This window comes from Halorhabdus tiamatea SARL4B (genome assembly GCF_000470655.1).
GTDB lineage: Archaea > Halobacteriota > Halobacteria > Halobacteriales > Haloarculaceae > Halorhabdus > Halorhabdus tiamatea.
In genome coordinates this window covers 1,454,447-1,476,515 of record NC_021921.1, presented here as the reverse complement: position 1 = coordinate 1,476,515, position 22,069 = coordinate 1,454,447, and the positions used below count along the sequence as shown (strand labels likewise).

19 protein-coding genes are annotated in these 22,069 nt (G+C 64.9%); 13 read left to right on the top strand and 6 right to left on the bottom strand.

The features are described 5' to 3' along the window. Positions 1 to 18: 18 nt before the first annotated feature. Positions 19 to 642, top strand: coding sequence for a class I SAM-dependent methyltransferase (locus tag HTIA_RS07350; protein ID WP_008527792.1), 624 nt, complete (start codon positions 19 to 21; stop codon positions 640 to 642). Positions 643 to 672: 30 nt separating this feature from the next. On the opposite strand, the gene HTIA_RS07345 is transcribed toward HTIA_RS07350, so the two are convergent. Then, entirely contained in the window at positions 673 to 2,844 is a 2,172-nt protein-coding gene (locus tag HTIA_RS07345) for a hypothetical protein (protein ID WP_008527793.1), read from the bottom strand. A 96-nt stretch (positions 2,845 to 2,940) separates the two neighbouring features. On the opposite strand from HTIA_RS07345, the gene HTIA_RS07340 reads away from it, so the two are divergent. From HTIA_RS07340 to HTIA_RS07320, 5 genes are all read left to right on the top strand, one after another. Further along, positions 2,941 to 3,315, top strand: coding sequence for a response regulator transcription factor (locus HTIA_RS07340; protein WP_008527794.1), 375 nt, complete (start codon positions 2,941 to 2,943; stop codon positions 3,313 to 3,315). A 31-nt stretch (positions 3,316 to 3,346) separates the two neighbouring features. After that, positions 3,347 to 4,468: a HEAT repeat domain-containing protein gene (locus tag HTIA_RS07335; RefSeq protein WP_008527795.1), complete on the top strand. Its 1,122-nt coding sequence runs from the start codon at positions 3,347 to 3,349 to the stop codon at positions 4,466 to 4,468. A gap of 1 nt (position 4,469) precedes the next feature. Beyond that, on the top strand, positions 4,470 to 5,897 hold the full coding sequence (locus HTIA_RS07330; RefSeq protein WP_008527797.1) for a glycosyltransferase family 2 protein: 1,428 nt from the start codon (positions 4,470 to 4,472) through the stop codon (positions 5,895 to 5,897). A 93-nt stretch (positions 5,898 to 5,990) separates the two neighbouring features. Continuing rightward, entirely contained in the window at positions 5,991 to 7,142 is a 1,152-nt protein-coding gene (locus tag HTIA_RS07325) for a sensor histidine kinase (RefSeq protein WP_008527799.1), read from the top strand. A 148-nt stretch (positions 7,143 to 7,290) separates the two neighbouring features. Next, the gene (locus HTIA_RS07320; RefSeq protein ID WP_021029643.1) at positions 7,291 to 10,008 is read left to right on the top strand and encodes a hybrid sensor histidine kinase/response regulator; all 2,718 of its coding nucleotides are present in this window, start codon (positions 7,291 to 7,293) and stop codon (positions 10,006 to 10,008) included. A 300-nt stretch (positions 10,009 to 10,308) separates the two neighbouring features. On the opposite strand, the gene HTIA_RS07315 is transcribed toward HTIA_RS07320, so the two are convergent. Beyond that, positions 10,309 to 11,550, bottom strand: a complete 1,242-nt coding sequence (locus HTIA_RS07315) for an RNA-guided endonuclease InsQ/TnpB family protein (protein ID WP_008528732.1) — start codon at positions 11,548 to 11,550, stop codon at positions 10,309 to 10,311. 197 nt (positions 11,551 to 11,747) lie between these two features. Between HTIA_RS07315 and HTIA_RS07310 the strand changes: the two genes are divergently transcribed. Continuing rightward, positions 11,748 to 12,107, top strand: coding sequence for a hypothetical protein (locus HTIA_RS07310; RefSeq protein ID WP_020936196.1), 360 nt, complete (start codon positions 11,748 to 11,750; stop codon positions 12,105 to 12,107). Between the two features lie 27 nt (positions 12,108 to 12,134). On the opposite strand, the gene HTIA_RS07305 is transcribed toward HTIA_RS07310, so the two are convergent. The 3 genes from HTIA_RS07305 to HTIA_RS07295 form a co-directional block, all read right to left on the bottom strand. Beyond that, on the bottom strand, positions 12,135 to 12,995 hold the full coding sequence (locus HTIA_RS07305) for an SDR family NAD(P)-dependent oxidoreductase (RefSeq protein ID WP_021029626.1): 861 nt from the start codon (positions 12,993 to 12,995) through the stop codon (positions 12,135 to 12,137). A gap of 69 nt (positions 12,996 to 13,064) precedes the next feature. Beyond that, positions 13,065 to 13,784 (bottom strand): universal stress protein, encoded by a 720-nt coding sequence (locus HTIA_RS07300; RefSeq protein ID WP_008526819.1) that lies wholly within the window; start codon positions 13,782 to 13,784, stop codon positions 13,065 to 13,067. 1 nt (position 13,785) lies between these two features. Next, positions 13,786 to 15,225, bottom strand: a complete 1,440-nt coding sequence (locus tag HTIA_RS07295; RefSeq protein WP_008526821.1) for an APC family permease — start codon at positions 15,223 to 15,225, stop codon at positions 13,786 to 13,788. Between the two features lie 261 nt (positions 15,226 to 15,486). Here HTIA_RS07295 and HTIA_RS07290 point away from each other — a divergent pair, with 261 nt between their 5' ends. From HTIA_RS07290 to nadC, 4 genes are all read left to right on the top strand, one after another. Then, the gene (locus HTIA_RS07290) at positions 15,487 to 16,620 is read left to right on the top strand and encodes an inorganic phosphate transporter (RefSeq protein ID WP_044951022.1); all 1,134 of its coding nucleotides are present in this window, start codon (positions 15,487 to 15,489) and stop codon (positions 16,618 to 16,620) included. Between the two features lie 154 nt (positions 16,621 to 16,774). After that, entirely contained in the window at positions 16,775 to 17,893 is a 1,119-nt protein-coding gene (gene nadA / locus HTIA_RS07285) for a quinolinate synthase NadA (RefSeq protein WP_020936195.1), read from the top strand. A gap of 2 nt (positions 17,894 to 17,895) precedes the next feature. After that, positions 17,896 to 19,461: an L-aspartate oxidase gene (locus tag HTIA_RS07280; RefSeq protein ID WP_008526824.1), complete on the top strand. Its 1,566-nt coding sequence runs from the start codon at positions 17,896 to 17,898 to the stop codon at positions 19,459 to 19,461. Beyond that, the gene (nadC, locus tag HTIA_RS07275) at positions 19,458 to 20,288 is read left to right on the top strand and encodes a carboxylating nicotinate-nucleotide diphosphorylase (RefSeq protein ID WP_008525869.1); all 831 of its coding nucleotides are present in this window, start codon (positions 19,458 to 19,460) and stop codon (positions 20,286 to 20,288) included. Before HTIA_RS07280 ends, nadC begins: the two co-directional genes overlap by 4 nt. Here the strand turns inward: nadC and HTIA_RS07270 are convergent. Next, a complete protein-coding gene (locus tag HTIA_RS07270) occupies positions 20,285 to 20,488 on the bottom strand; it encodes a hypothetical protein (protein ID WP_008525868.1) in 204 nt (67 codons plus the stop codon). The genes nadC and HTIA_RS07270 overlap by 4 nt on opposite strands. Positions 20,489 to 20,727: 239 nt before the next feature. Here HTIA_RS07270 and HTIA_RS07265 point away from each other — a divergent pair, with 239 nt between their 5' ends. Together HTIA_RS07265 and HTIA_RS07260 are read left to right on the top strand one after the other, a co-directional pair. Then, on the top strand, positions 20,728 to 21,651 hold the full coding sequence (locus HTIA_RS07265; protein ID WP_008525867.1) for a sulfite exporter TauE/SafE family protein: 924 nt from the start codon (positions 20,728 to 20,730) through the stop codon (positions 21,649 to 21,651). Positions 21,652 to 21,733: 82 nt separating this feature from the next. Next, positions 21,734 to 22,048, top strand: coding sequence for a YbjQ family protein (locus HTIA_RS07260; protein ID WP_008525866.1), 315 nt, complete (start codon positions 21,734 to 21,736; stop codon positions 22,046 to 22,048). The last annotated feature ends 21 nt before the right edge of the window (positions 22,049 to 22,069 follow it).

Sequence of the window (22,069 nt, the reverse complement as noted above, 5' to 3'; positions counted from 1 at the left end):
CATCCGCTACTGTTGGTAATGAGCGAAAGCGACCCGGCCCACCCGCTGTTCGCCGCGATCTACGATCCGGCGATGGCCCACGCCGAACGGACGATCCTCGAACCCCACCGGGAGTACCTCGCCAAGGGGCTCTCGGGGACCGTTCTGGACCTCGGCGCGGGTACCGGCGCGATGTTCCCCTATTTCGACGAGGCGGCGACGGTCCACGCCACCGAACCCGACCGACACATGCGCCGGCGAGCGCGTGAGCGGGTCCAAGACGGCGAGCGCGTCGAACTCCACGACGCCGGCGCGGCCGACCTCCCGTTCCCCGACGATCACTTCGACGCCGTGGTGTCCTCGATGGTGTTCTGCACCGTGCCCGACGTCGAGGGAGCACTGTCGGAAGTCCGGCGAGTCCTGCGCCCGGGCGGGGAGTTCCGGTTTCTCGAACACGTCGCCGACGACGGGTGGCGCGAACGGGTCCAGACGGCCGTCGCGCCGGCCTGGAAGCGCGTCGCCGGTGGATGTCACCTCACGCGACGCACGGCCTCGCGATTCGCGGGCGACGACGCCTTCGACGTCGTCGAGATGGATCGCTTCGAACTCGGCGTGACGCCGGTCCGGCCGTTCGTGCGTGGTCGGCTCAGACGCCGAACCTGACGTCGACGTCTGGAGTGATCACCGAACGGGTCACTCGTTCTCACCCCAGTTCGTCCGATCGAGCACGTGGTAGGACTGTTTGAGACGTTCCTCGTAGGCGGGCCGGTCCCACGACGGCCAGGAGTACGACGTCGTTTCGAGGCGAGTGCCGGCTCGCCCAGGGAGGGCGTGTGCAACCGAATCGACGCCCGTCCCGGATGGTGATGTCTCCCCATCGCGTGGATCGTAGGTCGCTGCGGCCACGCGAACCTCATCGAAGTCAGTCACGTCCAGCCCGGCGTCCCAGTCCGTCGCGATTCGCTGTCGCGTCGAGGGATCGGCGACGTTGAGCAGGAGCCACGGGAGGCGGAGTTCCACGACGTCGTTTGCGGGGTCGACGTGGACGTCGGTCAGCGAGTCGTAGTCCGGAGCGTCGGGGTTGCCGTTCCCGTACCGGAGTCGTCCGGTCTCGACGGCCTCGAAGGGGACGACTTCGCCGGTCGGCGGCACGGTATACCCGAGGTTGATCGGTTCGCGCACGGGGACGAACCCGGCGCGGCCCTCGCGATACGCGTCGAGATCGAGTCCCGCGCTCCCCCCGAACTCGCGGGCGAACGCGTCGTAGGAGGACTCGACCAGCAGCCTCGACTCGTCCGGGCCGCCCAGGTTGGCGACGAAATCCGCCGTCGACGTGAGTCCAGAGCCGATCGGAAGCGTCCGCTCGCGACCCGTCAGTCCGACCGTCACGAGTGCGCCTGTCCGGTCCCATCGCATCGGGTCGGGAAGCGATGCGAACGCCAAACGGATCGCGAGGCCTTCGAGATCGTGGGAGACACGGAGTCCCGTCAGCGTCCGTTCGTCGGGAGCGTCGGTCGATTCCGCGGGTCGAGCCACCGTCGCGTCGGCCCAGTCCCCGGGAGAGCCATCGAGCGCGATCCCGTCGGGCGATTCGAACGCGAGGAGGCCAAAGCGCTGTTCCGGGGTTTCGACGTTCGACCAGTGGGGTCGTCGTCCAGGGACCGATCGTGCGTCGAGGTTCCAGGTGCGCTTGAACCACTCGTCCTGCCAGGAGAAGGCGATGCCCCCCGCCGCGTCCGCGGCGAGGATGTCCTGATACGTCGCGGCCACCATTTCGCCCTGCTCGCGCTCGGTGTGGCGACCCTGATCGCGTCCGTGAACGTCGCGGTGGGCGATCCCGCGTGAACTCGGGACGCCGAACTCGGCGATCACCACCGATTGAGCGGTCGCGCCGATCAGGTCATGCAGATATCCGGCGTAGCTGTTTGGCTCCCCGCGATGGTCGGTGTACTCGACGTACTCCGGTGTCTCGTTCAGCAGGTCCGGGTAGTACGGATAGGCGTGATAGGACGCGAACGTGCCCGCGTCGAAGTCCTCGGTCGCACCGATCGCGTCGGGGTCGACGCTGACTCGATCTTCGTTCCGAAACGGCTCGTATGGGTGAGAGAGCGGATCGGTCGTCACCCAGTTGACGAACGACAGCGGGCGCTGGACGCCATAGGTGTCGGTCTCGTGGGTCGCGAGGGTGTCGAGCCGGCCGGCGAGCCACTGTTCGAAGGGGGAGCCACCGGTCGTCCGAACGAACGATCCCTCGAAGTCGTCGTCAGCACCGGCTTCGTCGGTCGCCTCGACCACCTCCGGTGGCCACTCGATACCGAAGAGGTACCCCAGCGTGACGTCGCTGACGTCGGCGTCGAAGGAGCCACTCGCGTGTCCGGGGCGATCAGGGAGTGTCGTGTCCCCGTGGACGACCTCGACGGTCCGGCGGAGTTCCCGATCGACCGTCGGGGAGAGGGCGGTAGCGTCCCCGGCTTCGAGCAGGTCAGCCGTCGGGACCCACGTCCCCTGCAACAACAACAGCGGCTCCGGGGCATCGTCGTTGTAGGCCCGGAGGGCGCGATAGAAAGCTGGCGGGTGGATCGTGTACGTCCGGACCAGATTTGCGATCTCACCGATTGCCGAAAGCCACCGATCGTACTCGGCCCGTTCGATGGCGGCTGAGCCGGGGAAATACCCCGGCTTCGCCATCCCGAGATTCACGCCCCTGATCGTGAGTGCCTCGACGTCGCCCTCGGACCGACGTTCGAAACCGTCAGCGCCGACCCGATACCGGAGAGACGGTGCCGTCCGATCCGTCGACTGACACCCCGCGACGCCGACGAAACCAGCAGTACCGAGACCGGACAGGAATCGACGGCGGTTCACAGTCGGGCCAGGGCAGGGACCGTCATTAGCGTGTCGACGATGCGAGGGGGCGTCGATGCGGGGTTTATTTGGGACGCCCGCCCCAACGTCGGGTAGATGGCGGCAAACATCCTCGTCGTCGACGACGACACGACGATCCGGCAACTCCTGCGTCACCGCTTCGAGGCGGCCGGGCACGAGGTTCGCGCCTGCGAGGACGGGCAAGAGGCGGCTGATCTGCTCTCGACCGCGTACGAACCCGATGCGCTCGTCGTCGACGTCATGATGCCCCGCCTCAACGGGACGCGACTCGTTCGGATGCTGCGGAACGCGGAACTGAACGTTGCACCCGACCTGCCAGTGATAATGCTCACGTCCCGCGGCCGGGAGGAGCACGTCCTCGAAGGGTTCGACGCGGGCGTCGACGATTACATCTCGAAGCCGTTCCGGAGCGCGGAGCTACTGGCCCGCGTGCAGCGACACCTCCGATGACGGGGGGCGAGCCTCGCGAGGTGACGTCGTGATGGCGGGGGCCATCGGCGTGTTCGGGTACGAGGTGCCGCTGAGCGTCGTCCTGGTCCTGGTCGCGCTCGTGATCGGACTGTTGCTCGCCGTCTCGTTGTACGTTACCATCAGCTGGTCGGTCTACCGATCGGTCGTTGACGACCGCCGTGATCGCGTCGAGGACGGACTCCGGGAAGAAATGCTCGAAGGACTCTTTGCCGACGATCCTGACTGGGAAGCGTGGGTCGAGGGACGCTCCGGGACCGAACTGACGGTCGCCGAATCGCTGCTCGACGAGTTTCTCCGTGAACTCGACGGCGGAGACAGAGCGCAACTGCAGGGGCTGGGCGTCGCCCTGGGGATTCCCGACCGGGCACGCCGCCAGCTCGACGCTGGCGACGAGTTCGAGCGTCTCGACGCCCTGACCTGGCTGACGTTGCTCGGCGATCCCGAGCCGTATCTGGCAGCCGATTTCGTACCGGAGACGCCGCGAGAGCGGGCGGCGACCGTGACACTGCTGTCCGAGACAGATCGGCTGGAGGGGGCGCGGGAAGGCGTCTCGATACTCTTAGACGGCGTCGACGGGCAGTTCACCGTGTTCGGCCAGGACACGCTCTACCGCGTCTCGCGATCGAACCCGACACCGCTGCTGGAGACGGCCGCGGCGGCGTATCGAACCTGGAACGAACCGCTGCTCGCGCAAGTCCTCGCAGTCTGTGCACAGCTAGAGACGAGCGTCGGCGACCAGGACCTCTCGTGGCTGACCGCGGCCCTGGAGACCGAAAACGAAGCGATCCGAGCCGCCTCGGCGCGGGCACTGGGGAGCTTTGGCTGGCGAGAAACCGTCCGGGACCGGGCGTTTCTCGAACGGGCTATCGCGGACCCGTCACCCCGTGTCCGGGGAGCCGTCTACGAGATGCTCGGGGCGTGGGGGGACCAGTCAGCACTGAGCATCCTCCTGTACGCGCTGGTGAGCGAAACACATCCCCGAGCCATGGAGCGTGGAACGGCGGCGCTGGTCGATCGCCGCGACCGCATCGATCCCGAGACGCCGGCCGTCCTGGGAGGGGCCTGGGACTGGAGCCTCGAACACGCCGAGTACAACGACCTCGCCCGTCGCGGAACCAGGGTGTACAGTTGAGATGCACACGATCGCCCACGCGGTTCTGCTGGTACTCGCCGCGTTCGGCGTGTTCGTCGTGGGGTATTACGCGCTGATCAACGTCGGGTACCTGTTCTTGCACGTTCTGGCGCTGTTCGAACTCCGAGAGGACGTCAGGGAATCGCGGTGGAACCCCCCGTTCCGGAAGTTCAGTACTCCCTTTTACCCCGGTATCGGGATCGTGGTGCCGGCATACAACGAGGAAACCACGATCGTCGAGAGCGTCCGATCGATGCTCGCACTGAACTACCCGGATATCGAGGTCGTCGTCGTCAACGACGGGTCGACCGACGCGACACTCGACCGACTCGTCGAGACGTTCGACCTGGCGACCGTCGAGGCGGAGATCCCCTTCGACGTCCCTGCCGCAGACATTCACGACGTCTACCGGTCGACGACGTACGAGGAACTCCTCGTCCTCGACAAGGACAACGGCGGCAAGAGCGACGCGCTCAACGCGGGGATCTGGCTGACGGACATGCCGCTTTTCTGTGCCGTCGACTCGGACACGATAATCGATCGGGACGCGCTGTTAGACCTCGTGACGCCGTTCCTGAAGGAACCGACGACCGCTGTCGCCGCCGGCGGCGTCATCCGGGTCGCCAACGGGTGTACGATCGAGGACGGGCTCGTCACGGACGTCTCGCTTCCGGGGACAGGACTCCCCGGGTTGCAGGTCATGGAGTACTTGCGTGCCTTCTACTCCGGACGGCTCGGGCTCAACCGGCTCAATGGACTCATCCTCATTTCGGGGGCCTTCGGGCTCTTCCAGACGGAGACCGTCCGCGAGATCGGGGGCTACCGACACGATACCATCACCGAGGACTTCGACATCGTCGTTCGCCTTCACCGCCACCTGACCGAACAGGACCGGGAGTACACGGTCGATTTCGTCCCGGAACCGGTCGCCTGGACGGAAGTCCCCAGCACGCGCCGAGTCCTCAGCCGGCAGCGCCGGCGGTGGTACCGGGGGATGGTCGAGACGGTGATCACGAACCGAAGCATGATGTTCAATCCCCGGTACGGACGCGTCGGGACGCTGGTGATGCCGTTTTTCGTCGCTGCCGAGACGATCGGGCCGCTCATCGAGGGGCTCGGGTACGTCGTGATCCCGGTGGCGTGGTACTTCGGGGCACTCAACCTCGAGTTCGCGGTCATGTTCTTCCTCCTGACGACCGGGTTCGGCGTCTTCCTGTCGTGGTTCGGCGTCTTCAGCGAAGTCTGGAGTTTCAACCGCTACGACAGTCCGTGGCAGGTGTTGCGCCTGCTGTGGTACGGCGTCCTCGAGAACTTCGGCTACAGACAGTGGAAGACGCTCGTCGCCTGGCGGGGCCTCTTGGAGTACCTCCGCGGCGTCGAATCGTGGGGCGTGATGGAACGCAGCGGCTTCTCGACCGACGACGAGTGACGGGAGCGTTCCACGCTGACGGAACGGTAGTTCGGGGGTTCCGCGGTGCCTCCGCAACCAAACGTTTTCCCCCGTTGGCTGGCACCAATGGGCATGGCCAGGGAAACGTCTCGGAATTACTTTCGTGATCTGTTCGAACTCGGCACCGATCGGTCCGCCTCCCTCGACGAGAAGATCGAACGAGCGATCACGCTCGGACGGGATCGGCTGGACCTCGAATACGGCGTCCTGTCGTATACGGGTGCCGGCCAGTACGAGATCGTCGACTCGACCATCGAAAGTGGCACCTACGAGGCAGGGACGACCCACGAACTCGGGGAAACGTGGTGTCGCCACGTCGTCGCCGACCGCGAGATGCTCGTAGTCGCCGACGCCGAGAACTCCCCGTACACCGACGACGTCGCCCGCGACGCGACGGGGTTGCAGTGTTACATCGGCGATGCCGTCGTCGTCGACGGCGAGGTGTACGGCACCCTCTGTTATTCGGGTGAGCACCCGCTGGAGCGGGACTTCACTCACGACGAGCGGCGGTTCGTCCAGTTGCTCACGCAGTGGATCAGCTACGAGATCGAACGGGAACAACACCACCAGGCACTCGACGCACAGAACGAACGCCTGACTGAGTTCGCGGGCGTCCTTGCCCACGACTTGCGGAACCCGCTGACTGGCGCGCGTGGGTATACGGAACTCGTCGCGGAATCCGTCTCCGATCCCGAGGCGACCCACCTGCAGACGGTCCTCGACTCCCTGGATCGGATGGAACACCTCATCACGGAGACGCTCTCGCTGGCCCGCGAGGGGGCCGATGTCGGCGAGCGTCAACCGGTCTCACTGGCGGAGATCGCCCAGCGGGCCTGGCGGACCGTCGGTCCGGAATCCGCAGTACTCGCCGTGGAGAACGACCGGACGATCCGTGCCGACGCGTCCCGACTTCAGCAGTTGTTCGAGAACCTCTTTCGGAACGTCGACGAACACTGCGAGCCGGGCGTCCGGGTAACCGTCGAGGGGACTGACGAGGGGTTCGTCGTCGCCGACGACGGACCAGGACTCCCGCCAGCCATCGCCGACTCGCTGTTCGGCGGGTCCTTCGGGAGCGAGCGCCGTGGCCTGGGACTGCTCATCGTCGAGCGGGTGGTCTCCGGCCACGGGTGGGACGGGACGGTCGAGACCGGCGACGAAGGGACGCGCTTTTCGTTCACCAGCGTCGGCATGGTCACCGAGCCACCAGCGACTTCGATCCAGTGACGGTGATGAGTGCTCGATGACGAGCGGACGAGTGCAGACGGCGACGGTTCGATGTGGTCGGACGCGAACACACCACGGCGATCACCGTCGCAAAAAACGAGGACTGCTACCAACGATTCATATAGCCACGCTGGCTAGTCCCTGTAGGATGGCTCGGTTTGACGACAGTGCTTCCGGACCGATAGAGGTGCTATACGTGAACGACGACAGTGCGTTCGCGGACCTGGTCCGGACGAAACTGTCACGGTTCGGAGATATCGACGTGCGGACGGCGGCTGACGCGGAGACGGCGATGGAGCAACTTGCGACGATCGCTGTCGACTGCGTGGTGACGTCCTACGCGCTCCCAGCTGGGACCGGGATCGACCTGCTCGAAGAAGTCCAGGCGGCGGACGAGGATCTCCCGACCGTCCTGTTCACCGGACGAGGGAGCGAGGAAGTCGCGAGCCGCGCGACGCGGGCCGACGTCTCCGATTACATTCCGATCCGGCCGAATCAGGAGAAGTTCAAGTTGCTGGCCCGGCGGATCGAGACGCTGGTGGACGCCGCCAGAAAGCGGGCCGCCGCCGATCGGATGAGCGACCGATTCCGTCGGACGCTCGAACGGGCGACCGACGCGATCTACGCCGTGGACACCGACTGGCGGATCGAATACATGAACGAGAAGATGGGCGAGCGCGTGGGTCGAGAGCCGGCCGCCGTCGTCGGCAAGACGCTCTGGGAGGAGTTCCCGTCGATCGTGGGGACGGAACTCGAAGAACGCTACCGGACGGCGATGGAAACCGGCGAAGCGGTTTCCTTCGAACAGTACGTCGGCGAGCCCTTCGGGTACTGGGTCGACGTCCGCGTGTTCCCCGACGAGGACGGCCTGACTGTCTTCTCCCAGGAGATAACCGAACGGAAGGAACGGCAACGGGAGTACCGGGAACTCGCCGAGGAGTACGACGCGTTGCTCGATACCTCCGGCGACGCGATCTTCCTCCTCGACGTAGACACGACGGGCCAGGAACCCACGTTCCAGTTTGCACAGCTCAGTCCGGGGTATGAAACCCAGACAGGGCTTTCGACCGAAGAAGTCACAGGTAGGACGCCGCGGGACGTCTTCGGCGAGGAACGCGGTGCGGAACTCGATGCCAATTACCGGGAGTGCGTCGAGCAACGTGAGCCGATCTCCTACCGCGAGGAGTTGATGGTCGCCCCCGACGCCCGATTCTGGGAGACGTCGCTGGCACCGGTCATCGTCGACGACGAGACCGTCCGGATCGTCGGGATCGCGCGAAACGTGACCGAGCAAGTACGGCGGGAACGCACACTCGAACAGACGAACCAGCGCCTGGAGGGACTCATCGAGGCAGCGCCGCTCACGATCATGGAGATCGATGCCGACGGAAATGTCTTGCGCTGGAATAAAGGCGCAGAGGAGATGTTCGGCTGGTCGAGCGAGGAAGTCATCGGAGAGTTCAACCCGATGGTCCCCGAGGACCGGCAGACGGAGTTCGAGGCCCATCGCCAGGCGGCACTCGAGGGGAGCCCGATCCGGGGGAAGGAGATTCAGCGAGAAACCAAGGACGGACGACGACTGGATCTGCTGCTCTCGGTCGCGCCGATTTCGGATTCGGACGGTGAGGTGACGAGCATTCTCGCCGTCCTCGAAGACATCACCGAGCAGAAACAGCTCGAAAGCCGTCTCCGGTCGCTACAGCGAACCGCACAGCAACTCAGCGCCGCACAGTCCACCGGGGAGATCGGAGATCTCGCTGTCGACGCTGCCGTCGAAATCCTCGGACTCGAGACCACCGCGATCTGGGCATACGACGACCGGGAACACGCCCTCGTCCCGATCACCGAGACGTCAAAGGCGAGAGAACTCTTCGGTGAATCGCCGCGGTTCACGCCTGGAGACAGCCTCGCCTGGGACGCGTTCGAATCCGGCGAAGTGCAGGTATTCGACGACGTCAGCGAACAGGCCGGACGCTACAACGAGGACACGGAGATGCGAAGCGAGGTCCAGGTCCCACTGGGCGAGTACGGCCTGCTCTCGACCGGATCGCCGACGACCCAGAAGTTCTCCGAGACGGACGTCGACCTGTTCAGGATTCTCGGTTCGACTGTCGAGGCATCCCTGGCGCGGGCAAAGCGTGAAGCCGAACTCAAGCGTCAGAACGAACGCCTCGATCAGTTCGCCAGCGTCGTGGCCCACGACCTCCGGAACCCGCTCACCGTCGCGATGGGCTTTCTCGAAGTGGCCGCCGAGACGCGCGATCCGGAACACTTCACGAAGGTCGAGTCTGCCCACGCCCGTATCGAACGACTCATCGAGGACCTCCTGACGCTCGCCCGTGGTGAAACGACGATCGAGGACGCGGAGGAGATCGACCTCGGGGCCGTTGCACGGGAAGCGTGGGGCTACGTCGACACGAGCGAGGCGACGGTGGACGTCGCCGACGACGTGCCAGTCGTCGCCGGTGACCCCGGTCGGTTGAGTCAACTGTTCGAGAACCTCTTCCGGAACGCCGTGGAACATGGTTCCACGAGCCCTGACTCACAGGCTCGTCAGGACCGCGAGGGACGGAGTCCCTCGAGCAGTCGGACGCAGTCCGACGACGCCGTAGAATACGGCGGCAAAGACGTGACGATCACCGTCGGCAAGCGAGCGGATGGCGGGTTCTACGTCGCGGACGACGGTGTCGGGATTCCACCCGAGGATCGAGAATCCGTGTTCGACCACGGCGTCACCACCAACGAGGGCGGGACGGGCTTTGGCCTCTCGATCGTCGAAGACATCGCAAAGGCACACGGCTGGACGGTTTCCGTCGGTGAGTCGAGCGAGGGCGGTGCACGGTTCGATTTCGATACGAGACGGTAGGTATGGAGTGCCCGCCAACAGACCGCACTTCAGTATAGTCGTATTTGATTTATCGGTTGTGGCGTGGGTCGCATTTCGATCAATGACCCCGCCGGGAATCCCCCCACACGGCGCACCGTCGAGACGCACCAAGCATCACGCGCGATACGGCTATGCTCTTGCCAGTCGTAGCAAGCGACATGGCATTGAGCACTGAATCGATCCGAGCGTCCGTCCTCGTCTATCCCCTGGCACTATGGATCGTGGTCACCTTCTCCGCCCTGAAGGGCGGAGCTTGTCGGTGGACTCCCGTTCTGACCACTAAACGGTGGTAGGCGTGTAAATGCCGTTCACGTTCAACGTCCCCGACTTCAGGGCAAGATGACTGGTTACCCCTCCAGACCCAGACTTGTGCCAGTTCTGGAGTAGTTTCCGAGCGATGTTCTTCGCGGCGTTGTAGTCGGCGTGGTACTCGCGCCCACATTTTAGACATTCGAACTCGTCGCTGTCTCTGTTGTCGTCGTGCGTGAAGCTACAGTCAACGTGGCTACACCGTTGACTGGTGTACTGTGGCGCGATCTTCTCGACGGCGATACCATACTCAGCAGCTTTGTACTCGGTGTACTCTTGGATACGACGGAACGCCCACTGCTGGAACTTCGACGCGTTCGAGATACGTTTGCGGATATGTTTCAGCTTCTCGAACGCGATGTGCGTACAGTCGTGGGCGAGAGCTTCCTGTACCAGTCCCTTCGAGACACGGTGGAGGTAGTCTTCGCTCCAGTTGGCGAATCGCCCACCGAGTGATTGCATCGTCAAGTGGGCCGACCGCGTTCCTGCCTGTTGCATCTTCCCACGCCGCTTTTCGTATTCTCGGCGTTTGTGGTTGAGGTAGTCGGCGTTGCCGATGAACGCGCCACTCGAAGTGACGGCAAGGTGTCCATCCACATTCAAGTCTACGCCGAGAACCGTTCCGTTCTCGGCATCTTCCGGCTCTGTGTCCGTCTCTTTCACGACAGCGATGTGGAGGTAGTAGTCGCCGTCACGGTGATGCAACGTCGCTTCGCGTTTCTCCCACTCTTTACAGAAGTATGTCGTCGGTGGGACGTCTTCGTCAGGGAGGACATACTCAGCTTCGATACGGCCGTCCACAGTGGCAAGCGTGGCGTAGTCGTCGTAGTAGGTGATTGCGTTGCGGTTGTAGACGACTGAATCCGACGTGAATTGTGGTTTCGAGGGATTCTCGCCGTCTTTGCGTTGTTCGGCACAGGAATCGAGTGCGTCGGCGGCCCGATTCCGCGCGGCACACACGAGGTCAGCGTTGAGTTCGTCGGTCGCTTCGCGTACTGCGTCGTATGTCCGGTCGTGGAGTTCAGTTTTCGACGTGACGATATAGCCGTCTTCAGTGCCGTTCCATCCGTCGTCTGCAGCCATCTGAGCGGCCTGTTTGAAGCGCTCTATCGTCTCTTGGAGAAGGCGGTGAGCATCGTCACCTACGTCAAGTTTCTCGTCACCTACGTCAAGTTTCACGACGGCAGTACGTCGAAGCTCCACAGTATCCATATGTATTTGAGTAAGTATAAAAGTTACTCATATAGTGAAATAACACTGGGGAGTCAGCTGTGGGATAGCCGGTGGATTGCTGTATAGAGCGTACGCGATTCCCTCCAGCCCTGTTCGTTCCTCGGTTCTGACTAGGTCAGAACACTCGTCACTCACGGGAAGGGCGCGATTCCCTCGCTGTATCAAGATGGATCGTGATGGCAGTGATCGCTGTCGCCAACGGCGTGTTCCGCGAGACCGTTCTGATCGACCGCGTCGGCGAGTACACCGGCCACGTCCTTTCGACCGCGATGTTGGTGGTCGCGATCATCGTGGTGGCAGCCCTGTACTTCGGAACCACTCCGATCGACTATACGCAAGCGGAGTTGCTGGCCGTCGGCGCGAGCTGGACCGTACTCACCGTCGGTTTCGAGTTTCTCGTCGGATTCCTCGAAGGAACGCCGCCGAGCGAGACCATCGCACAGTACAATGTCCTGGCCGGCCAGGTGTGGATCGTCGTCCCGCTGACGCTACTGTTCGCGCCGCTTGGCGTCAGTTGGCTGTCCGGACAGTTATAAATCGTATATCGATATACGCAATGCCGACTAGGCGTCGTACGCCATCGACGTCGAGAGTTCGCGGTAGGCGTCGATCTGGTTCTGGAGCCGATCGATCGTCTCCTCAGCGAGTTCGATCGCGTCCTCGCCGGCGATGAACCGACGCGGCGGGTCGTCTTCACCGGCGATCTCGACCAGCGCTTCGGCGAGCCTGGCCGGGTCGTTCGGCTGCTGGCCGCCCTGTTCGTTCCACCACTCCATCTGTTCCGCGCGGCGCTCGTCGTAGTCGTCGATCGCGGGCTCGGTGAAGGGCATCGACTCCGCAGACGTGAGGGTCGTGCGGAACCACCCCGGATTGACGATCGTCGTGTCGATCCCGACGGGCGCGACCTCGTCGTGGAGTGCGTCCATCCACCCTTCGAGCGCGTGCTTCGAGGCGGCGTAGGCCGAACTGAACCCGAACCCGGAGAGCCCCGCGCCCGACGAGATCGCGATGATGTGTCCCGAGCGCTGGTCGCGCATGACCGGGAGGACTGCGCGGGTGACGTACAGCTGTCCGAAGAAGTTCACCTCCAGTTGGTGTTTGATCTCCTCGGTGGTCATCTCCTCGAAGAAGCCCTTATAAGAGATGCCGGCGTTGTTGACCAGCACGTCGATCCGGCCGAACCGATCCACGGCCGCCTGCGCTGCTGACTCGGCGTCGTCGAGTTTCGTGACGTCCAGTTCCGCGACTAGCAGGTTCTCGGACTCGCCGACGGCCTCGGCCACGGCGTCGGTGTCCCGGCCGGTGGCCACGACCGCGTGTCCCGCATCCAGGGCGGCCCTGGCGAATTCGCGTCCCATACCACGGCTCGCACCCGTAACGAACCAGACCGGTCCGTCGGTCTCAGACCCAGTAGTTGGAGCCATCGCGCAAACAAAGGGGCCACAGCGGATAAGACTGGTTCCGGAGAGGAATGGGTACTGGAGACCGAGTGGTCACTCCTCGCTCGGTTCCCGCTGGACGACCAGGACAGGCCCGAGGAACGTATCGGCGACCTGATCGGCGGGCATCCCGAAGACGAACGTCGCGAGCGTCGTGTCGGACTCGCCCATGACAACGCAATCGTAGGATTCGGCGAGGTCGACGATCGCGTCGACCGGATTCACGTCCTGGTCGAGTCGCGTCTTGATCCGGTCTGGATCGACGTCCTCGTCGGCCAGGCGGTCGGCAAGCCCGTCCAGCAGCACGTCCACGTCGGCGTCAGTCTCGTCGTCGCTGGTCACGTGATACAGCGTCACGTCGATGTCGCGATCGGAGAACAGGCCACCGACGACGCGGGCCAGTCGGTCGATACCGACGGTGCCGCGGACGGCGACGAGCACGTCTTCGAGGTCACCCAGGGAACGGGGAACGAGCGCGGCGAGGCAGTCGTTCTCCTCGATCTGACGGTCGATCGTCTGCTGGGCGTCGTGGGTGAACACCAGCCGATGTTCGACGGCCGCGCCGGCGTCGGCAAGCACCGTCTCGAACTCCTCGAGACGGGCCAGCGCCTTCTCCTCGAACTGCATCCGGGCCTGGCCGGGGGCCGTCTGGCCGGGGACGACGTGATACCCCAGCAGGACGACGTGGGCGTTCGAGAGGAGGTCGGGGACCCCCTCCGGGAGCGATTCACCTTCGAGCACGCGGATCGGGACGAGTACTGATGGTCGGGTCATGTCAGATGTCACCTTTGAGTCGCACGTCGTCGGCGTAGTAGCGGTACCACCCGTAGGACAGCACCATGATCACGACGCCGATAACGATCGAGGCGAGATTCATGAAAGCGATCAGTGCGACGCTCGCGACCGCGCCGATCACCGGCAGGACGGGCGCGCCGGGCATCCGGAAATCCGGGTCGTACCACGACGGATCACGTCGCCTGAGGACGAGCAACGCGACGCAGATCAGCGCGTACATCACCAGATGGAGGAAGGAAGCCACCTCCGCGAGGATCTCGACGCTGTCGGTCGCCACCAGCACCAGGATCGGCCCGCCGGCCATCGCCAGGGCGACGTGTGGCGTGCCGTATTGGAGGTTGATTTCGCTTGCCTTCTTCGGGAGGAGGGCGTCACGGCTCAATGCGTAGATCGATCGGGAGGCACTCAGGATCGAGGCGTTGGCGCTCGAAAAGGTCGCCAGCAGGCCGGCGACGAGGATCAGGACGGCCCCGGGCACCCCGAGCAGGTCCCGGCCCACGTTGACCATCGCCGTCTCGCCGAAGGCCCCGAGGCGATCCGCCCCGAAGAGGCTGGTCGCAACGAGGATCGTCACCGCGTAGAAGACGGTGACGATGACGACCGAGCCGACCATCGCGACTGGCAGGTTCCGGCTCGGGCGCTTGATCTCGCCGGCGACCGTCGCGACTTGGGCGAACCCGAGATACGACGTGAACACCAACGCGGCCGTCGAGAGGACCGGGAAATAGCCCTTCGAGAAGAAGGTGTCGGGGACTGTCTGGCGACCGAAGACGCCAACCGCGTCGAGGACGCCGTAGGTGAGCACGCTCGTGAGGATGACCAGCAGGACGACGACAATCACGTTCTGGAGGGCTGCCGTCCGTTCGGTCCCGGCGACGCTGAGTGCGGTGAGAGCGGCCCCCGCGATCAGTCCCAAAACGACGTGAGGCGGGGCCGGACCGAGCGAGAGGGTGACGCCGATCTCCGCGAAGACGGCGACGACGTAGTGGCCCAGCCCGACGAGGTAGAACGCCGCGGCGAAGACCAGCCCCAGCCACAGCCCCAGGCCGACGACCGCGCCGCCGGCCGTGCCCAGGCTTCGGGAAATGAAGTAGTATCCGCCGCCGCTGCGTGGCATCGCCGTCGCGAGTTCCGAGGCCGGCAGTGCGACCAGCAGCGCGATCACGCCGCCGATCGCAAACGAGAGTGCCGCTGCCGGACCCGCCTCGTTGGCGGCGAGGCCAGGGAAGACGAAGATGCCCGCGCCGATCATCGTCCCGATGCCGATCGCGAGGCCGCCGACGAGTCCGATCGTCCGCTCTAGCTCGACGCCCTCGTCGTGTGTCGTCGTCTCCTCGGTGACCGACTCGGGTTCCGGTTCGGGCTCGACGCCCTCGATGTTCTCGCCGGCCGTCGAGACGTCGATCTCGCGATCGCCCATAGCGTGTGATTTACCCGCATGCCTGAAAACAATACCGACGGTGACCACCGCAGCCCCGAATCTACCGACTCCGAGACCAGCACAACAGAACCACAGACTCCGAGACCAGCACAACATTAACACGTGCGTGCGTCGAAATTCCGATAACAATGTCACGCAGGGGGCTGTGAGTATCAGCGTTCGTTCGAGTCCGGAGGGAGATCTCCGGTGGCGGTGACGTTCTGGCTCCTCGCCGTCCTGGCGACGCTGACGTGCGTGGGAATGGCCTGGGCACTCGGGGCGAACTCGAACTCGCCGCCGTTCGCGCCGGCGATCGGGGCCAACGCCATCTCGACGATGCGGGCGGCGTTCCTGGTCGGCGTCCTCGCGGCGCTCGGCGCGCTCTTACAGGGCGGTTCGATCTCCGAGACCGTCGGCAGAGACCTCATCCTGGGCGTCCAGATCACGCCCCTGGCGGCGACGGCCGGACTCCTGACCGCGGCGGCGTTCATGGCCTTTGGCGTGTATTCCGGGTATCCAGTCCCTGCCGCCTTCGCCACGACCGGCGCGATGGTCGGCGTGGGGCTGTCGCTGGGCGGCGATCCCGCGATCGCGAAGTACCAGCAACTCGGGCTGTTCTGGGTGCTGGTACCGCCGGTTTCGGGGGGACTCGCCTACGGGACCGCGACCATCCTCCGGCGGGACGACATCCCCGAGACAGTCGGCGTCCCGTTGCTCGCGGCCGTCGTCTCGGGCATCGTCGCGAACATCGAACTGGGGATCATCCCGGGCGAGGCCGCCCAGAACTCGCTTGCGGGGTTCGCGTCGTCGGTCGTCGGACTGCCCGACCCGCTCGTCCGGGCAGCCGCCACTGTCGCCTTGGCCGCGCTCGGGTTCCTCGTGATCCGTCGGCGGACCCAGGCCTCGGCCGAACGGGGGATCCGGACCTTCCTGGTGGCGCTGGGGAGCGTGGTCGCCTTCTCCTCCGGTGGGAGCCAGGTCGGCCTCGCGACCGGCCCGCTCGAGACGCTGTTCGTCAGCGATCTGGGCCTCCCGACGATCACCCTCCTGGGCCTGGGTGCGGTCGGGATCCTCGCCGGCGCGTGGATGGGTGCGCCCCGGCTCCTGCAGGCAACTTCGAGGGAGTACGCACAACTCGGCGCTCGCCGATCGATCGCCGCGCTCGTCCCGGGGTTCATCATCGCGCAGTTGGCCATTGCACTGGGCATCCCGATCTCGTTCAACAACATCGTCATCTCGGGGGTGATCGGCGGCGGGCTCGCAGCCGGCTCGGCGGGCGTCTCCCGCCGGAAGATCGGCGTCACCGTCAGCTTCTGGCTGCTCACACTCGTGACGTCGGTCGGCGTCGGGTACGGCCTCTACTGGGTGTTCTCGACAGGGCTCGGCATGCAGTGAGAGTCTGGAGCGCGCCGGCCGACATGATAGATCGGCAGTCTATATATTGGCCATCACTGGATAGTCCACCTGTCCAATCAGCCCATTGAATGCAAAATTTTTTCGATATCCAGTACTGAAGGTGTGAAACACACGGTGACACACTGTGCCCGACATGCAAACGGCTGATCTGGATACGGACCTCAGCCTGTTCAAATACGACAACCTCTCGCAGTTGCCCCTAGCCTACCGGGATCTCGCTGCTGGGGAGCGGGAGCGACGGATCGAATCAGCCCTGGATGCACTCGGTGACGACGTCGTCATCCTGGGCCACAACTACCAGCGCCGGGAGATCGTCGAGCACGCCGACTTCATCGGCGACTCCTACCAGTTGAGCAGGGAGGCCGCCAACTCCGACGCCGAGTACGTCATCTTCGGCGGCGTGACGTTCATGGCCGAATCGGCGGACATCATCACCGACGACGACCAGCAGGTCATCCTCCCGAGCATGGAGGCCTCCTGCCCGATGGCCGGGATGGCCGAGGCGCTGCAGGTCGATGCGGCGTGGGAAAAACTCACGGCGGCGACCGAAGACGACGTGATCCCGATCTGTTACATGAACTCCTACGCCGATCTGAAGGCTTTCTGTGCCGAGCACGGCGGGCTAGTCTGTACGTCCTCGAACGCCGCCGACGCCTTCGAGTGGGCCTTCGAGCGCGGTGAGAAGGTCCTCTTCCTCCCCGACAAACACCTCGGGACCAACACCGCCCACGACCTCGGTCTCGAAGACGACACGCTCGTTTGGGACCCGTGGGCCGACGACACCGACCCGGAAGCGATTCGGGAGAGCGAGGTCATCCTCTGGGAGGGGTACTGCCAGGTCCACGAGCGATTCAGGGCCGAACACGTCGAAGAGGTTCGCGAGGACCATCCCGACGCGAACGTGATCGTCCACCCCGAATGTCGCCGCGAGGTCGTCGAGGCAGCGGACCGCGTCGGCTCGACGGCCGACATCACGCAGGCAGTCGAGAACGCCGATCCGGGCGAGACCTGGGCAATCGGGACCGAGATCCACCTCGCCAACCACCTCGACCGGTGGCATCCCGAGGTCGATGTCGTCCCCCTCTGTGGCGACGCGTGCATGGACTGCAACGCCATGCGCCAGATCGACCCCAACTACCTGCTGTGGGTGCTCGAGGAGTTGGTCGAGGGTCGCGAGCAGAACGTCATCGACGTCGATCCGGCGACGGCGGACCGTGCGGAAACCGCACTCGATCGAATGCTCGAACTCTAAGCATGACGGGAACAGAATCCACCGAGGTCCTGATCGTCGGTGGCGGTATCGCCGGCTGTGCGGCGGCGCTGGCCGCGGCGAGAGGTGATGCAGAGGTGACGCTAGCGACGAAAGCCCGCCGCCCCGAGGACGCCTCGACGTGGTGGGCCCAGGGCGGCATCGCCATTTCGCGGGACGATCCCGACCAGTTCAAACAGGATATCATCGACGCGTCTTCGGGAACCGCCGACCCCGAGGCCGTGGACGTCCTGGTCGAGAACGCGAACGACGCCGTCCGGGACGTGCTCGTCGAGACGCTTTCCGTGCCGTTCGATACGGGAGGCGACAGCGACGACGCGGTGACGGGAGACGAACCCTTCGACTTCGGCCGGGAAGCCGCCCACGACGAGAATCGCATCCTGCACGTCGACGCCTCGACGGGTTCGTACGTCCTCGAACGCTTCCTCGCGTTCGTCGACGATCACCCCGATATTCAGGTGCTCGACGATACCGCCGCACTGGACCTCATTACTCAAGAGGGGGAGGTCCGTGGCGCATACCTCGAATCCGACGGAGACGTCTGGCCGGTCTTCGCCGGCGCGACCGTGCTGGCGACCGGCGGCGTCGGCGACCTCTATCCCGACTCGACGAACCCGAGCGGCTCGACCGGCGACGGGATCGCCATGGCGGCGCTGGCGGGCGCGGACGTCGACGGCATGGAGTTCGTCCAGTTCCACCCCACCGTCTACGTCGACGACGACGGGTCGCTGTTACTCAGCGAGGCCGTCCGCGGCGAAGGTGCAACCCTCCGGAACGCCTACGGCGAGCGGTTCATGCCGGCCTACGACGAGGATGCCGAACTCGCGCCGCGGGACGTAGTCGCGCGGGCGGTCAAAAACGAGCGTGAGGTTAGTGGCGAGGTCGTCCTCGACGTCTCGGAGATCGACTTCGAGGGGAAGTTTCCCGATCTCGTCGAGCAGTGCGAACAGCGCGGGATCGACTGGGAATCGGGGATCCCGGTCACGCCGGCCCAGCACTTCCTCTGTGGCGGGGTCAGCGTCGACGATCGCGGGCGATCCTCGCTCGACGGGCTCTACGCCGTCGGCGAGTGTGCTCACACCGGCGTCCACGGGGCCAATCGCCTGGCGAGCACCAGCCTGCTCGAGGGACTCGTCTGGGGACTCCGGGCCGGTGAGGACGCGCCCGGGCGTGAACCCAAACCGATGGACGTCCCGGTGCTGGACGACCGCGATCCGGCACTGCCCGATTCGTTCGCCCGCGAAAAGTTCACGCGACTCCGGCGAGTGATGGGTGAGTACGTCGGCATCGAGCGCGATCCCGACGAACTGGACCGCGCACTCGGCGTCCTTCGGCGACTCAAGGGCGAGGTCGACGCCTACGCCCGGACGCGCACGTCCCGGTCGCTGTACGAACTCCGGAACGCGAGCGTGGTCGCCCTGCTGATCGCCCGCGCTGCGGCCGCAAACGACGAGAGCGTCGGCACGCACACCCTCGTCACCGACGGCGGGACGGACGCCGACGGCGGGACGGACGCCGACAACGAGACGACGACCGTCGAGACGCCATGATCACCGACGGCGACGTCGAGTCCTGGCTCCGCGAGGATCTGGGCCACCACGACGTGACGAACCACCTGCCGGGGCGGACCGATGGGCGACTCGTCGCCAAAGAGGAAGGTGTCGCGGCCGGGATCGACGCAGCGGAAGCCGTCTTCGAGTATCTGGATTGTCCGGTCGAGTCTGCTGTCGGCGAGGGGACAGTGGTCGAACCGGGTGACGTCCTGCTCACCGTCTCCGGACCGACGCGGGACGTGCTCCGCGGCGAACGACCGGCGGTCAACGTCGCCGCCCACGCCAGCGGGATCGCCACCAAGACCCGCGAGGCGGTCGAAGCCGCACTGGAGGTGAACGAGGACGTCGAAATTGCAGGGACCCGAAAGACGACGCCCGGCCTGCGCGGGGTGGAGAAGCGTGCCGTCGTCGCGGGCGGTGGCGACACCCACCGACTCGATCTCTCGCACATGGCGATGGTCAAGGACAACCACGTCGCCGAGATGGGGCTGGCAGGCGCAGTCGAACACGTCGCCGAGCAGACCTCCTTCGCGACGCAGGTCGAAGTCGAGGTGGAGAAGCCGAAAGACGCGCCGCGGGCCGCCGAGGCCGGGGCCGACATCGTGTTGCTAGACAATATGTCACCGGCGGATTGCGAGCGAGCAGTCGAACGACTCGCAGAAGCAGGTCACGACGCCGTACTCACGGAAGCCAGCGGGGGAATCACGATCGAAACCGTGCCCGCGTACGCGAAGACTGGCGTCGACGTGATCTCGATGGGATCGCTGACTCACTCCGCCGCCGCGCTGGATCTGTCGTTCCGGACCGGCGAGGGCGGGAACTAACCGTCGAGCAACCCGAGTTCGTCGGCGATCAGATCCGCGAGCTGATCGGCCACATCCGGATCGACTTCGGCAACCGCTTCGCCGTCGTGCATCCGTTCGTTGTGCGCCTCGAGTTGGTCGGCCAGGTCCGACAGCGGAATTTCGGCAGTGGTCTCACACTCTTCACAGACGATTGGGACGTCAGGCTCGTCATCAGTCATTGGAAGATGGTTCGACCGCCAGCGACAAAACGCCCCCGACTCCGAGAGACCGGGGATCGGTCAAAGTCGAGGAAGAAATAGCCGGCATCTGTGACAGATTGCTTGGCCCGGAGTTATCGAAACCGGCGTGTTCTTCTCTGTTCGAGGGATATTCCGGCGTTTGCTGCCGACCGATGTCAACGCGACCCTTACCGTCGCCTCAACCCCCAACCGGGTGGCTCCCCTTCCGTAATATATCCATGACTACAAACGAGTCGCACGTCGATCCGGCAGCGTTCCTCGAACATCTCCGTGCCTTCCGGTACCGGGAGGTCACCATGGCCCTGGCGACACTGTCGGTGATCGCGGGCTCGATTGTCTTCTTCCCCGGCGTCGAGGGAATGACCAGCGGTCTCCAGTCGGACGTCTCGACGGAGATCCTGGCCCTCTTCGTCGGCGTCGCGATCCTCGCCGGCGCGATCAAGGGCATGATCGGGTTCGGGTACGCACTGATCGCAACCCCCATTTTCGCGTCGGTGATCGACCCGACGCTCGCGGTGGTCGTGCTCGCGATCCCGCCGTGGATGCTCAACATGTTCCAGGTCGGCGAGACCGACACCGGGCTGGCGTTCGTCCGCGAGGAGTGGGTCCTGCTCGCCCTGGCGATCGCCGGTGCGATCGTCGGCGTGGCCGTCCTCGATGCGGTCGAGACCGGCCCGCTGGTGCCGTTCCTGATCGGCGTGATCGTCTTCGGGTACGTGCTCTTCCAGCTCGGCCAGGGCTTCGTGACCGTCGAGAAGGCCCACCACCCCGTGGCGATGAGCGTCGCCGGCGCACTGGAGGGATTCTTGCTCGCTGTCGCGAATCTCGGGCCGCTGCTGCCCGCCTACTTTCACACCTTCGAGCGTGACACCGAGCGATACATCGGCGGGCTCTCGATGGTCCTGGGTGCGATCTTCACCGTCCGGATCCTCCAGATGGCGCTGTTCACCGATCTCATGACGCCCTACCGGCTGTGGCTGGGCTCGGTCATCGCCGTCGTGACGCTCGTCGGGCTGTTCGTCGGGACCTATCTCCGGCGGCTGGAGATCGACGAGCGCCGGTTCAACTGGTTCGTGATCGCCCTGTTGTTCGTGATCTCGCTGAACATCTTCCGGCAGACGATCCCGGCGCTGTTTCTGTAGTCGTGGTTCCCGCGAGCGACAGGCGCTTCCCGATGTGAAGTCCAGGTCATAGTTTTAGTAGGGCACCGCGAGACGCCCGAGTATGGAGTTCGTCACCACCGAAACAGTCCCCGGCGAAGAGATCGACGAATCCCTCGGCATCGCCCGTGGTAACACCGTCAAGGCCCGCAACGTCGGGCGGGATATCACCCAGTCCATCCGCAACATCACCGGCGGCGAGTTGAAGGCTTACTCCGAGTTGCTGACCGACGCCCGCGACGAGGCCTTAGAACGGATGGCCGAGGACGCCCGCTCGATGGATGCCGACGCCGTGGTCAACGTCCGCATGGAGAGTTCCCAGATCGCCAGCGGCGGCTCGGAGGTCATCGCCTACGGGACGGCGGTCACGCTCGAGTAGCGGGGCCGTCCAGACCGAACC

Coding starts and splice junctions, on each gene's coding strand:
- HTIA_RS07310 (WP_020936196.1), top strand. CDS start 11,748: ATGGCAGTGATCGCTGTCGCCAACGGCGTGTTCCGCGAGACCGTTCTG.
- HTIA_RS07320 (WP_021029643.1), top strand. CDS start 7,291: ATGGCTCGGTTTGACGACAGTGCTTCCGGACCGATAGAGGTGCTATAC.
- HTIA_RS07330 (WP_008527797.1), top strand. CDS start 4,470: ATGCACACGATCGCCCACGCGGTTCTGCTGGTACTCGCCGCGTTCGGC.
- HTIA_RS07315 (WP_008528732.1), bottom strand. CDS start 11,550: ATGGATACTGTGGAGCTTCGACGTACTGCCGTCGTGAAACTTGACGTA.
- HTIA_RS07265 (WP_008525867.1), top strand. CDS start 20,728: ATGACTACAAACGAGTCGCACGTCGATCCGGCAGCGTTCCTCGAACAT.
- HTIA_RS07305 (WP_021029626.1), bottom strand. CDS start 12,995: ATGGCTCCAACTACTGGGTCTGAGACCGACGGACCGGTCTGGTTCGTT.
- HTIA_RS07350 (WP_008527792.1), top strand. CDS start 19: ATGAGCGAAAGCGACCCGGCCCACCCGCTGTTCGCCGCGATCTACGAT.
- HTIA_RS07340 (WP_008527794.1), top strand. CDS start 2,941: ATGGCGGCAAACATCCTCGTCGTCGACGACGACACGACGATCCGGCAA.
- nadC (WP_008525869.1), top strand. CDS start 19,458: ATGATCACCGACGGCGACGTCGAGTCCTGGCTCCGCGAGGATCTGGGC.
- HTIA_RS07260 (WP_008525866.1), top strand. CDS start 21,734: ATGGAGTTCGTCACCACCGAAACAGTCCCCGGCGAAGAGATCGACGAA.
- nadA (WP_020936195.1), top strand. CDS start 16,775: ATGCAAACGGCTGATCTGGATACGGACCTCAGCCTGTTCAAATACGAC.
- HTIA_RS07290 (WP_044951022.1), top strand. CDS start 15,487: ATGGCCTGGGCACTCGGGGCGAACTCGAACTCGCCGCCGTTCGCGCCG.
- HTIA_RS07300 (WP_008526819.1), bottom strand. CDS start 13,784: ATGACCCGACCATCAGTACTCGTCCCGATCCGCGTGCTCGAAGGTGAA.
- HTIA_RS07270 (WP_008525868.1), bottom strand. CDS start 20,488: ATGACTGATGACGAGCCTGACGTCCCAATCGTCTGTGAAGAGTGTGAG.
- HTIA_RS07280 (WP_008526824.1), top strand. CDS start 17,896: ATGACGGGAACAGAATCCACCGAGGTCCTGATCGTCGGTGGCGGTATC.
- HTIA_RS07295 (WP_008526821.1), bottom strand. CDS start 15,225: ATGGGCGATCGCGAGATCGACGTCTCGACGGCCGGCGAGAACATCGAG.
- HTIA_RS07325 (WP_008527799.1), top strand. CDS start 5,991: ATGGCCAGGGAAACGTCTCGGAATTACTTTCGTGATCTGTTCGAACTC.
- HTIA_RS07335 (WP_008527795.1), top strand. CDS start 3,347: ATGGCGGGGGCCATCGGCGTGTTCGGGTACGAGGTGCCGCTGAGCGTC.